Genomic DNA, 12,752 nt, shown 5'->3' with positions numbered 1-12,752 from the left:
CCCCAACGGGGGCCGGGCCACGGCCGTGATGGGGTGATTGTCAGTGGCAGCGGCCACAATGGCCGGGTGAGTACGACCAGTCTTCCCGCGCCCGATCACGCAGCCCGCCTGCGTGACGCCCTGCTCGCCGCCGCCTTCACCGCCGACGGCCTGCTCGACCTGCTCGGCGCTCCCGCGTACGCCGCGCTGGCTCGCAGCGAGACCGTCCCCGCCCTGCGCGCCACCCGCGGGCGGGCGCCACTCGACACGCTGGTGCGGCTCTTCCTGCTCCAGCAGCCCGTTCCGTACGAGAGCGCCCGCGCGGCCCTGCCGCTGGAGGAGGCCCTCGCGGACGGCTGGGCGGTCCGCGAGGGCGACGAGGTGCGGGCCACGGTGGACGTGCGGCCCTATGGCGGGCCCGAGGGCCAGGACTGGTTCATCGTCTCCGACCTGGGCTGCGCGGTCGGCGGCGCGGGCGGGGCGAGCGGGCGTGACGAGGCCATGGTGCTCGGCGTCGGCGGCGCCTCCACGACGCTGGCCGGCATCACGGTCCGGCTGCCCGTGGGCTCGGCCCTCGACCTCGGCACCGGCTCCGGAATCCAGGCGCTGCACGCCGCGCAGCACGCCACCCGCGTCACCGCCACCGACCTGAACCCGCGCGCGCTCGACTTCACCCGGCTCACCCTCGCGCTGTCCGGGGCGCCGGAAGCCGAGCTGCGGACGGGCTCGCTGTACGAGCCGGTGGGCGAGGAGACGTACGACCTGATCGTGTCCAACCCGCCGTTCGTGATCTCGCCCGGTGCCCGGCTGACCTACCGGGACGGCGGGATGGGCGGGGACGATCTGTGCCGCACGCTCGTTCAGCAGGCGGGGGAGCGACTCAACCCCGGCGGGTACGCCCAGTTCCTGGCCAACTGGCAGCACGTCGAGGGCGAGGAGTGGCAGGACCGGCTCCGCTCCTGGGTCCCCCGCGGCTGCGACGCCTGGATCGTGCAGCGCGAGGTCCAGGACATCACCCAGTACGCCGAGCTGTGGCTGCGCGACGCCGGGGACCACCACACCGACCCGGCCCGGTACGCGGAGCGCTACGAGGCGTGGCTGGACGAGTTCGAGGCGCGCAAGACCAGGGCCGTCGGCTTCGGCTGGATCACCCTGCGCCGCACGGACAGCGAGCAGCCGTCCATCGTGGCCGAGGAGTGGCCGCACCCGGTCGAGCAGCCGCTCGGCGATGCGGTGCACGCGCACTTCGAGCGGCAGGACTATCTGCGCCGGCACGACGACGCGGCGCTGCTCGCCGACCGGTTCCGCCTCGCCGACGAGGTGGTGCAGGAGCAGGTGGGGCTGCCGGGCGCCGAGGACCCGGAGCACGTGGTGCTGCGGCAGAACCGCGGCATGCGCCGGGCCACCAAGGTGGACACGGTGGGCGCCGGGTTCGCGGGCGTCTGCGACGGGCAGCTGCCGGCGGGCCGGATCCTGGACGCGATCGCCCAGCTGATCGACGAGGACCCGGTCCGGCTGCGGGACCGTACGCCGGACGCCATCCGGCTCCTGGTCGAGCAGGGTTTCCTGGAGCCGGTGGGGGAGTAACCCGATGAGGGAGGGGCGGGAGGGGGCCGAGTGATCGGGACCGAGCTGGACGGGGCGGCGCCGGGGGCGACGCGAATAGTCGCCGGCCCGCTGTGGCGGGTGCGGTAGCCGGTAGCCCCGGATCGCCGACAGCCTTTGAACTTCCGGGACTTAGTCCTGCCCCGCCCGATCGGGACGACGCCGCTAAAGAAGGTGGCCCGCGCTGCGGGAGCCGCTTCCGGAGGCGGTACGCCGGCAGATCGCCGAGCATCACCCCGGCGTGGGCGACGATGCGCTGGTCCGTTCCTATCGGTCTGTCCCTGCCGAAAGGATCCGCAGGTGCGCGTGCGGTGCTCGCGCACGCCACCAGGCGTATCGGGACGGCGCGTTGGCCGATGAGTGGCCGGCGCCGCGACGGCTCATCAAGGACGAAGTCCTGGTCAGGGCCCGGATGTTCACGGCCGGGGGCATCGACGCGCTGCTCGCCGGGCCGGTGCCGCGCGCCAAGGGGAGCCCGCCCTGGCCGGGCCGCGCGGGCGCGAGGAGGGGGCGGTTCCGCCCCACTGCTCACCGGAGCGAGCGTGCTCCAGCAGGCGCTGCCGGGGTGGCTGCGTACGACGGGTGACGGACTGCCGCTGACGCGCGCGGCGGACGCGGCCCGACGCCTGGCGGACGGAGGGGTCATCGCCTGGGCCCGGGGCGGTGCGGAATGGGCTGTCGCCGTGGGATATGCCCTGCTCACGGCGGGGCTGCCGACCGTCTTCGAGTGAGGCGGCGGGCGGCGGGCCGCGTTCGATGCGATGTGACGCTCGACGCCCCTGTGACGTGCGACGCCTCGACGGGTTCTCAGGAGAGGGGGATCTGGCTGAAATGTGCATGATCGGGTGACCGTTCACCCGGCGTTCTCCGGAATGCGGCCCCGGCTCTGCCCGGGGGTGCCGCGTGGTGACCAGGATCGCGCCCATGAACGCAATGGGTGGGACCGAGGCGGGGCCGGCGGTCTTCGCGGGAACGGTGTTCGTGCTGTTCGGGGGCGCTCTGCTGCTGTGGACGGCATCCTGCGTGCGCCGCCGCACGCCGGTCGCGCACGGGGTCTCGCCGGTCGCCTCGGCCGTGCTCGCGAGCGCCTTCGGCGCCGCCTTCCTGCTCCTCGGCCTCTGGTGCTTCGCCCGTATCTAGTCCGAAAGGGGATGAAACGCTTTTCGGAAGGCTTCGGGACGGTCCGGGCGGCAGGATCGCGGTAAGTCGGGTTACCGTTCGAGTGGCCGCTGCGGGCTTTTGCTGTTTGACACGGGGGCGGGTTGTACCGTCACACTCCGCAGCGTCATGTACTGACACCCGAGTGCCGACCGGAGAGAAGAGCGAAGTTGTCCCCGACCAGCGAGACCGCAAAGGGCGGCCGCCGACTCGTCATCGTCGAGTCTCCTGCCAAGGCGAAGACGATCAAGGGCTACCTCGGCCCCGGTTATGTCGTCGAGGCGAGCGTCGGGCACATCCGCGACCTGCCGAACGGCGCCGCCGAGGTGCCCGAGAAGTACACCGGCGAGGTGCGCCGTCTCGGAGTGGACGTCGAGCACGACTTCCAGCCGATCTACGTCGTCAACGCCGACAAGAAGGCCCAGGTCAGGAAGCTCAAGGAGCTCCTTGCCGAATCCGACGAACTCTTCCTCGCCACCGATGAGGACCGCGAGGGCGAAGCCATCGCGTGGCACCTGCAGGAAGTTCTGAAGCCCAAGGTCCCGGTCCACCGGATGGTCTTCCACGAGATCACCAAGGACGCGATCCGGGACGCCGTCGCCAACCCGCGCGAGCTGAACCAGCGCATGGTCGACGCCCAGGAGACCCGCCGCATCCTCGACCGCCTCTACGGCTACGAGGTCTCGCCGGTCCTGTGGAAGAAGGTCATGCCGCGGCTGTCCGCCGGGCGCGTCCAGTCGGTGGCCACTCGACTCGTCGTGGAGCGGGAACGCGAGCGCATCGCGTTTCGTTCTGCTGAGTACTGGGACCTGACCGGGACGTTCTCCACCGGCCGGGCGGGCGACGCCTCCGACCCGTCCACGCTGGTGGCACGGCTCAACACGGTCGACGGCCGGCGCGTGGCGCAGGGTCGCGACTTCGGTCCCGACGGACAACTCAAGAGCGACGTCCTACACCTGGACGAGGCGAACGCGCGGGCCCTGGCCGCAGCGCTTGCCGACTCCTCCTTCGCCGTGCGCTCGGTGGAGTCCAAGCCCTACCGCCGCTCGCCGTACGCCCCGTTCCGTACGACGACGCTCCAGCAGGAGGCCTCGCGCAAGCTGGGCTTCGGTGCCAAGGCGACCATGCAGGTCGCCCAGAAGCTGTACGAGAACGGCTTCATCACCTATATGCGTACGGACTCCACGACGCTGTCCGACACGGCCATCGCGGCCGCCCGGGCCCAGGTGACGCAGCTGTACGGCGCCGACTACCTGCCGGACAAGCCGCGTACGTACGCCGGGAAGGTCAAGAACGCGCAGGAGGCGCACGAGGCGATCCGCCCTTCGGGTGATCGTTTCCGCACCCCGGCCGAGACCGGCCTGACCGGCGACCAGTTCCGGCTCTACGAGCTGATCTGGAAGCGCACCGTCGCCTCCCAGATGAAGGACGCGGTCGGCAACTCGGTGACCGTGAAGATCGCGGGGCGGGCGAGCGACGGCCGGCAGGCCGAGTTCACCGCGTCCGGCAAGACGATCACCTTCCACGGCTTCATGAAGGCGTACGTCGAGGGCGCGGACGACCCGAACGCCGAGCTCGACGACCGCGAGCGCCGGCTGCCGCAGGTGGCCGAGGGCGACGCGCTGTCGTCCGAGGAGATCTCGGTGGACGGCCACGCGACCAAGCCGCCGGCCCGCTACACCGAGGCCTCGCTGGTCAAGGAGCTGGAAGAGCGCGAGATCGGGCGTCCTTCGACGTACGCCTCGATCATCGGCACGATCCTGGACCGCGGGTACGTGTTCAAGAAGGGCACGGCGCTCGTTCCGTCGTTCCTGAGCTTCGCCGTGGTCAACCTCCTGGAGAAGCACTTCGGCCGGCTCGTCGACTACGACTTCACCGCCAAGATGGAGGACGACCTCGACCGCATCGCGCGGGGCGAGGCCCAGGCGGTGCCGTGGCTGAAGCGCTTCTACTTCGGTGAGGGCGACGCGGCGACGGGCGGCTCCGCCTCGGCCGCCGGAAACGGCGACGGGGACCACCTCGGCGGGCTCAAGGAGCTCGTGACCGACCTCGGCGCGATCGACGCCCGCGAGATCTCCTCGTTCCCCGTCGGCGAGGGCATCGTGCTGCGCGTCGGTCGCTACGGCCCGTACGTGGAGCGCGGTGAGAAGGACTCCGAGGGCCACCAGCGCGCGGACGTCCAGGACGACCTGGCGCCCGACGAGCTGACCGTCGAGTACGCGGAGGAGCTGCTCGCCAAGCCGAGCGGCGACTTCGAGCTGGGCGCGGACCCGGTCAGTGGCCACCAGATCGTCGCCAAGGACGGGCGTTACGGCCCGTACGTCACCGAGATCCTGCCCGAGGGCACGCCGAAGACCGGCAAGAACGCGGTCAAGCCGCGGACCGCCTCGCTCTTCAAATCGATGTCCCTCGACACGGTCACGCTGGACGACGCCCTCAAGCTCATGTCGCTGCCGCGCGTGGTCGGCGCGGACGCCGAGGGTGTCGAGATCACCGCGCAGAACGGGCGCTACGGGCCGTACCTGAAGAAGGGCACCGACTCGCGCTCCCTGGAGACCGAGGACCAGCTCTTCTCCATCACGCTCGAAGAGGCACTGGCGATCTACGCCCAGCCCAAGCAGCGTGGCCGCGCCGCCGCCAAGCCGCCGCTCAAGGAGCTCGGCGTCGACCCGGTCAGCGAGAAGCCGGTCGTGGTGAAGGACGGCCGCTTCGGCCCGTACGTCACCGACGGCGAGACCAACGCGACGCTGCGGACCGCCGACAGCGTCGAGGAGATCACGCCGGAGCGCGGCTTCGAGCTGCTCGCCGAGAAGCGCGCCAAGGGCCCGGCCAAGAAGACGGCGAAGAAGGCCCCCGCCAAGAAGACCGCCGCGAAGAAGGCTCCGGCCAAGAAGACGGCGGCCGCCAAGAAGACCGCGGCGTCCAAGACGACCGCGGCGAAGAAGGCTCCGGCGAAGAAGACCGCGGCCAAGAAGGCCACGGCTTCGGAGTAGTCCGACGGTTGACGGGGGGCCGGGGCACACGCCCCGGCCCCCCGTTCCGCGTTGAGCCCCGGTGGAGCCCGAGTCGCTTCGTCCGTCCATATGTTCGGGCACCCCCGCGAGGATCGCTGCGCTCCGGATAGGCTGGGCGGATGACGCGAGGAGCCGAGCATCCCCCAAGCTCTGAAGGAGTCGTGAGCCCCATCTCCGACGCCCTAGCCGCAGACTCACGTGAGCGGGCCGTACGCGCCCTGCTGCGCATCCCTTCGCTGCGGCGGTTGTGGAGCGCACAGCTGGTGGGCGGGATCGGCGACGCGCTCGCCGTACTCGTCACGCTGCTGCTGGCGTTGCAGGCCGCGGTGGAGCAGCAGTCCTTCGGGGGCGGATACCGGGGGGCGGCGTTCGCCGTCGCCGCGGTGCTCGGTGCCCGGGTGTTCGCGACGGTGCTCTTCGGGGCCGCGCTCCTTGGCCCGGTCTCCGCGCTCACCGCGCCGAACGGGCCGCTCGACCGGCGCTGGACGATGGTCGGCGCCGACGGCGTACGGGCCGCGCTGCTGATCGTCGCCCCGCTGTGGATCGACTGGACGCCGGCCAACGCCCTGCTCCTCATCCTCGTCACCGCGTTCCTCGCGGGAGTCGCCGAACGGTTCTGGACGGTCGCCAAGGAGAGCGCGGCGCCCGCGCTGCTGCCCGCGCCTCCTTTGGAGGGGGCCGCCGTCCGGCCGCTGCCGGACCACCTGGACGCGCTGCGCAGGCTCTCGCTGCGTACGACCTTCGTGGCGATCCCGCTGGGCGCCGCCGCCCTGCTCGTCGCGGCCCTCGTGAGCAATCTGCTCGGAACGGGCATCGACTGGTTCAAGCTGCACCAGGCCGCGCTCGGCTCCTACCTCGCCGCCGGGCTCTTCGCCGCGTCGATCTCCGTGGTCGCCCTGCTCGAACTGCCCGACACCCCGACGCCGCGGGCCCGTTCTCCGCTGGAGGGGCTGCGCAGGCCCAGCACCGGAAACGGCCCCGACAGGGGACGTACCGGCGCGGTCCCGCTGCTCGTGCTCGCCTGCGCCGCCATCACGGCCGCCATCGCCGCGGCCGCCTCGGTCGCCGTGCTGCACGCCGTCGACCTGGGCGGTGGCCCGGCCGCGTTCGCCCTCCTGATCCTCACCCTGACCGGTGGCACGGTGCTCGGCATCCGTACCGCCGCCAAGATCCTTCCGGTGCTCTCCCGGCGCCGCCTGCTCTCCCTGGCGATCGCCGTCACCGGCATCTCGCTGCTCGCCATAGGCCTGGTGCCGGACCTGGCGACCGTGCTGCTCATCGCGCTGATCGCGGGCGTCGCCGCCGGTGTCGCCGCGAACACCGGGCACGTACTGATCGACCAGGAGACCGAGGAGTACCGCAGGGCTCGCACCGCCGAGCACCTCCAGGCGGTCGTACGGGTCTCGATAGGGCTCGGCGCCATCGTCGCGCCGCTGCTCGCCGCGGCCATCGGCAGCCACCGCGTCGAGTCGGGCTCGTTCGTCTTCGCGCATGGCGGCGCCGGATTCACGCTGATGCTGGTGGGCGCGCTGCTCCTGCCCATGGCCGCGGTCGTGCTCGCCAAGGCCGACGACCGCCAGGGCGTGCCGCTGCGGCGCGACCTGGCCGACGCGGTCCGCGGCGCCGACCCGGTCCAGGCACCCGCCGCGACCGGCTTCTTCATCGCCCTGGAGGGCGGCGACGGGGCCGGCAAGTCCACCCAAGCCGAGGCGCTCGCCGAGTGGATCCGGGCCAAGGGCCACGAGGTCGTCGTGACGCGTGAGCCCGGTGCGACGCCGGTGGGCAAGCGGCTGCGGTCGATCCTGCTCGACGTGTCGTCGGCCGGCCTCTCCAACCGCGCCGAGGCGCTGCTGTACGCGGCCGACCGCGCGGAGCACGTCGACTCGCTGGTGCGCCCCGCCCTGGAGCGCGGCGCGATCGTCATCTCGGACCGCTACATCGACTCGTCCGTGGCTTACCAGGGGGCCGGTCGTGATCTGTCCCCGACCGAAGTTGCCCGAATCAACCGGTGGGCAACTGGCGGACTTGTTCCGAATCTGACCGTTCTGCTCGATGTTTCGCCCGAAACGGCGCGCGAGCGCTTTACGGAGGCGCCCGACAGGCTGGAGTCGGAGCCGCCGGAGTTCCACGGACGAGTGAGGTCCGGCTTCCTCACCCTGGCCGCCGCCGACCCTTCGCGCTATCTCGTGGTCGACGCCGGCCAGGAGCCGGAAGCCGTCACCACGGTCGTACGCCACCGGCTCGACCAGATGCTGCCGCTCTCCGAAGCCGAGGTCAGGGCCCAGGAGGAGGCGCGCAAGAAGGCCGAGGAAGAGGCCCGCAAGCGCGCCGAGGAGGAGGCCGCGCGCAAGGCCGAGGAGGAGCGCCTGGAGCGCGAGCGCCAGGCGCAGCTGGCCAAGCTGCGCGCCGAAGAAGAAGAGCGCAAGCGGCGCGAGCTCGAAGAGGCGCGCCTGCGTGAGGAGGAGCGCCAGGCGGAGGAGGCCCGGCAGCGGGCAGAGGAGGCCAGGCGGCTCGCCGAGGAAGAGCGCGTACGGCGCGAGGCCGAGGAGAAGGCGCGCGCGGCCGAGCAGGAACGCCTGCGCAAGCAGGCGGAGGACGAGGCCCGGCTGCGCGCCGAGGCGGAGGCGCGCCGCCTGGAGAAGCAGCGCAAGGCCGAGGAGGCGTTGCTGCGCGCGGAGGAGGCGCGTCGGCTGGCCGAGGCCGCGGCGGTGGCCGCTGCGGCGGAGGCGGCTGCCAAGGAGGGCGGTTCGGCTGCGGCGAGCGCGTCCGGGGCGGTCGGCTCCGCCGGTTCGTCCGGCTCGGCCCGTTCCGCCGATGTTTCGGAGTCGGAGATCACCGTGGCGACCCCGGTGGTCAGCCCGAATGAAGTGACCCAGTCGGTGCCGGTCGCGGAGCCCAACGAGGTCACCCAGCCGGTGCCGGTGGCCGAGCCGGATGCGGCGGGTGGGGCGGGTGCCAAGTCCGGTCGTGCCTCCGACGCCGATGAGACGACGGTTCTGCCGTCGGTGCAGGACGCGGGCCGTAACGTCGGCCGCGATGCTCGGGCCGCCGACGAGACCGCGGTGCTGCCACCGGTGCGCGACGCCGATCCGGCGGACCGGGTGCCGCCGGGCCTCTTCCGCGACGAGCGGGGGGCCGGGCACCAGGGCGACGGCGGCAACGAGCGCACGCGTGAACTGCCTCAGATCGACCCGGAGACGGGCCAGGAGCGCCAGCGCCCGCGTTCGGACTGGGCGGAGGAGACCCCGCTGGACGACCTGCCGACGCTCGCTGACGAACTGCTCGGCCCGCGCGACGACGAGGACGACAACCCGCGCGGCGGCCGCCGCAGGCGCTGACCGGATAGGACCGCTCGGTTCGCCCCGGTTCGCCCCGAGATCCACTGGGCCGGGCTCGCCCCGGTGGGGTAGGCCGGAGCCCTGGCCTTCGTGCTGGCACGCAGAGGAAGTTGCGTGCCAGCACGATCGTTTCGGGGGCCGGAATTTTCTAGAGTTCTGAGTGCCGCAGGACCGCCGAGCGCCACCGCACTCTCCTGACCTGTGGGGGTTTTGCCCGCCGGCGTCCGTTGTCAGTGGGGTGGCGCACAATGGGGCGCAGCAGTGACCGCAGGTATGGAGGGGCAGTCGATGGCCGTATGGGACGACCTGGTGGGCCAGGAGCGGGTGCAGGAGCAGCTGGGTGCCGCCGCCCGGGATGCCGACGCGCTCGTCACCGCCGAGCGTTCCGGCCAGCCGCGCCCCGAGGCGTCGAAGATGACGCACGCCTGGCTGTTCACCGGCCCGCCCGGCTCGGGCTGCCCCACCGCGGCCCGCGCTTTCGCTGCCGCTCTCCAGTGCGTCAGCCCCGACCGCGCGCTCGGTGGCGCACCGGGCTGCGGCTTTTGCGACGGATGCCATACGGCTCTGATCGGTACGCACGCCGATGTCACGGTCATCACCACCGAGGGCCTCACCATCGGCGTCAAGCAGACCCGCGAGCTGGTGCGGGGTGCCCAGATGTCGCCGTCCGGCGGCCGCTGGCAGGTGATCATCATCGAGGACGCCGACCGGTTCACGGAGCAGGCCGCCAACGCCGTCCTCAAGGCCGTGGAGGAGCCCGCCCCCCGCACGGTGTGGCTGCTGTGCGCACCCTCCTTGGAGGACGTGCTGCCCACCATCAAGTCCCGCTGCCGCCACCTCACCCTGCGCACGCCGCCGGTCGAGGCGGTCGCCGACGTGCTGATCCGGCGCGACGGCATCGAGCCCGAGGCCGCGTACGCGGCGGCCCGCGCCACCCAGGGCCACATCGGCCGGGCCCGCCGCCTGGCCACCGACGCCTCGGCCCGGGCCCGGCGGGCCGCGGTCTTGAAGGTGCCGCTTCGGGTCGACGACGTGGGCGGCTGCCTCAAGGCCGCGCAGGAGCTGGTCGACACCGCCGCGGACGACGCCAAGCAGGTGGCCGAGGAGGTCGACGTCAAGGAGACCGAGGAGCTCAAGGCCGCGATGGGCGGGGTCGCCGGCGGCCGCATGCCGCGCGGCACCGCCGGGGTGATGAAGGAGCTGGAGGACAAGCAGAAGCGCCGCAAGACCCGCACGCAGCGCGACAGCCTGGACCTCGCGCTCACCGAGCTGACCGGCTTCTACCGGGACGTCCTCACCCTGCAACTGGGCACCAGGTCGGCCATCGCCAACGAGGACGTACGGGACGCGGTGGACCGGATCGCCCGCGCGTCCGGCCCCGAGCGCACCCTGCGCCGCATCGAGTCGATCCTGGCGTGCCGCGAGGCACTGGACCGCAACGTGGCCCCGCTCCTGGCGGTGGAGGCGATGACGCTCGCGCTGCGAGCGGGCTGAAACCGGCAGAGGTGAGCGACCATGGGGGAAATCGGGGCGGACGAGGTTGACGGGATCACCCGTACGAGCCGCGCCGCCGCGCACCGCATACATCACGTCACGAGGCGGATACGCTCCGGAGATGGACTCCAGGCGCCTGCTCCGTACTTCAGCCATCGCCGCCGCGACGGCCGGCCTGCTCATCTCCGGCTGCTCGTCGGGCAGTTCGTCCACGTCCGCGACCGCGTCCCCGCAGGCCGCGACGAAGGCGGGCCCGGCCGACGCCTCGACGGGCGAGGGCCTCGCCCCGTACTACACGCAGAAGCTGAGCTGGCGGGCGTGCGGTGTCGCGAAGTTCGAGTGCGCCACGATGAAGGCGCCGCTCGACTACGCGAAACCCGCCGGGCCGTCGGTCAACCTGGCGGTCGCCCGGGTGAAGGCGACTGGGCCCGGCAAGCGGATCGGATCGCTCCTGGTCAACCCGGGCGGCCCGGGCGGCTCGGCGGTCGGCTACCTCCAGTCGTACGCGGGCATCGGCTACCCCGCGCCGGTGCGGGCCCGCTACGACATGGTGGCCGTGGACCCGCGCGGCGTGGCCCGCAGCGAACCCGTCGAATGCCTCACGGGCAAGGAGATGGACGCATACACGGAGGTCGACCAGACCCCCGACGACCCGGCCGAACAGGCCGCCCTGGCCAAGGCGTTCAAGGACTTCGCGAACGGCTGCGAGGCCAAGTCCGGCAAGGTCCTGCCCCATGTCTCCACGGTCGAGGCAGCCCGTGACATGGACATTCTGAGGGGAGTCCTCGGCGACCAGAAGCTGTACTACGTCGGCGCCTCGTACGGCACGTTCCTCGGGGCGACGTACGCGGAGCTCTTCCCCTCCCGCACCGGCCGACTGGTCCTCGACGGTGCGATGGACCCGTCCCTCTCCTCCCTGGACATGAACCGCGACCAGACGGCGGGCTTCGAGACGGCGTTCCAGTCCTTCGCCGCGGACTGCATCAAGCAGAAGGACTGCCCGCTGGGCTCCGACTCCGTCGAGGACGCCTCGGACCGCCTGCGGAAGTTCTTCAAGGGCGCCGACGCCAATCCGATTCCCACCGGCCAGAGCCGACAGCTCGGCGAGTCCCTGGCCACCACGGGCGTGATCGCCGCGATGTACGACCAGGCCGCATGGCCCGAACTGCGCACCGCGCTGGCCCGCGCCATGAAGGGCGACGGCGCGGGCCTGCTGGCCCTGGCGGACTCGTACTACGAGCGCGACGCGAACGGCAAGTACGCGAACCTGATGTTCGCCAACGCCGCCGTGAACTGCCTGGACCTGCCGCCCTCCTTCGCCGGCCCCGCCGAGGTGACGGCGCAGCTGCCCTCCTTCGAGCAGGCCTCCCCGGTGTTCGGCGACGGCTTCGCCTGGTCCGGCCTGAACTGCACGTACTGGCCCGTCAAGGCAACCGGCACCCCGCACCGCATCGAGGCGAAGGGCGCCGCCCCGATCCTGGTCGTCGGCACCACCCGCGACCCGGCGACCCCGTACAAGTGGGCCCAGTCCCTCGCCTCCCAGCTCTCCTCCGGCACCCTCCTCACCTACGAGGGCGACGGCCACACCGCGTACGGCCGCGGCAGCGACTGCATCGACACCGCGATCAACACCTACCTCCTCGACGGCACCCCGCCGCCGAAGGGAAAGCGCTGCTCATAGCCCCGACCGAGCTCGCCCCGACCCTGGTCGGGACCACTCCAGAAACTGTGTAGACTTGGCGACGCTGCTGCTCGCACCATGGTGCGCAGGGCGGTGCCGCCTTAGCTCAGTTGGCCAGAGCAACGCACTCGTAATGCGTAGGTCTCGGGTTCGAATCCCGAAGGCGGCTCTGTGGAAGCCCCAGGACTCACTCGCCGTGACCTGGGGCTTTTGCTTTTTTCGGGGTGGGTGGGGCGGGGTGAAGGGCACGGTCTTTCGGCGGCGGCCACCTCACGCCGGCGCGCTTCTTTCTGAGCCGGGCCCGTCGTGCCCAACGGGCAGTGTCGAAGGTCGCCACGGGCGTTGTGCCGATGGCAGTGGTCTATGCCGGTGTTGGGGGTAACAGAGGCAGGGCGGCCACAGCGGCGAGAGTGGCGATGGTCCGGCCTGGAAGCGCTTGCCCACCCCGGGCGAAAATACGCGGGCCCCCCCCCCCCCCCCCCA

7 protein-coding genes and 1 tRNA gene are annotated in these 12,752 nt (G+C 72.0%); all 8 read left to right on the top strand.

The window, feature by feature from the left end:
• The first annotated feature begins 66 nt into the window (after positions 1 to 66).
• The 8 genes from ADK54_RS25755 (at position 67) to ADK54_RS25720 (ending at position 12,438) form a co-directional block, all read left to right on the top strand.
• Entirely contained in the window at positions 67 to 1,566 is a 1,500-nt protein-coding gene (locus ADK54_RS25755) for a DUF7059 domain-containing protein (RefSeq protein ID WP_078966615.1), read from the top strand.
• 560 nt (positions 1,567 to 2,126) lie between these two features.
• A complete protein-coding gene (locus ADK54_RS25750) occupies positions 2,127 to 2,315 on the top strand; it encodes a hypothetical protein (protein WP_053728096.1) in 189 nt (62 codons plus the stop codon).
• A 193-nt stretch (positions 2,316 to 2,508) separates the two neighbouring features.
• Positions 2,509 to 2,724: a hypothetical protein gene (locus ADK54_RS25745; protein ID WP_234392203.1), complete on the top strand. Its 216-nt coding sequence runs from the start codon at positions 2,509 to 2,511 to the stop codon at positions 2,722 to 2,724.
• Between the two features lie 188 nt (positions 2,725 to 2,912).
• On the top strand, positions 2,913 to 5,735 hold the full coding sequence (topA, locus tag ADK54_RS25740; RefSeq protein ID WP_053728094.1) for a type I DNA topoisomerase: 2,823 nt from the start codon (positions 2,913 to 2,915) through the stop codon (positions 5,733 to 5,735).
• A 140-nt stretch (positions 5,736 to 5,875) separates the two neighbouring features.
• Complete coding sequence (gene tmk / locus ADK54_RS25735; RefSeq protein ID WP_053728093.1) at positions 5,876 to 9,094, top strand: dTMP kinase; 3,219 nt, start codon at positions 5,876 to 5,878, stop codon at positions 9,092 to 9,094.
• Between the two features lie 288 nt (positions 9,095 to 9,382).
• A complete protein-coding gene (locus ADK54_RS25730; RefSeq protein WP_053728092.1) occupies positions 9,383 to 10,588 on the top strand; it encodes a DNA polymerase III subunit delta' in 1,206 nt (401 codons plus the stop codon).
• A 121-nt stretch (positions 10,589 to 10,709) separates the two neighbouring features.
• Entirely contained in the window at positions 10,710 to 12,269 is a 1,560-nt protein-coding gene (locus ADK54_RS25725; protein ID WP_053728091.1) for an alpha/beta hydrolase, read from the top strand.
• 95 nt (positions 12,270 to 12,364) lie between these two features.
• Positions 12,365 to 12,438, top strand: a tRNA-Thr gene (locus ADK54_RS25720).
• Positions 12,439 to 12,752: the final 314 nt, after the last annotated feature.

The sequence above is a fragment of the Streptomyces sp. WM6378 genome (genome assembly GCF_001279695.1).
GTDB lineage: Bacteria > Actinomycetota > Actinomycetes > Streptomycetales > Streptomycetaceae > Streptomyces.
This window is presented reverse-complemented; position numbering and strand designations above follow the sequence as displayed.

Coding starts and splice junctions, on each gene's coding strand:
- ADK54_RS25745 (WP_234392203.1), top strand. CDS start 2,509: ATGAACGCAATGGGTGGGACCGAGGCGGGGCCGGCGGTCTTCGCGGGA.
- tmk (WP_053728093.1), top strand. CDS start 5,876: ATGACGCGAGGAGCCGAGCATCCCCCAAGCTCTGAAGGAGTCGTGAGC.
- ADK54_RS25730 (WP_053728092.1), top strand. CDS start 9,383: ATGGCCGTATGGGACGACCTGGTGGGCCAGGAGCGGGTGCAGGAGCAG.
- ADK54_RS25725 (WP_053728091.1), top strand. CDS start 10,710: ATGGACTCCAGGCGCCTGCTCCGTACTTCAGCCATCGCCGCCGCGACG.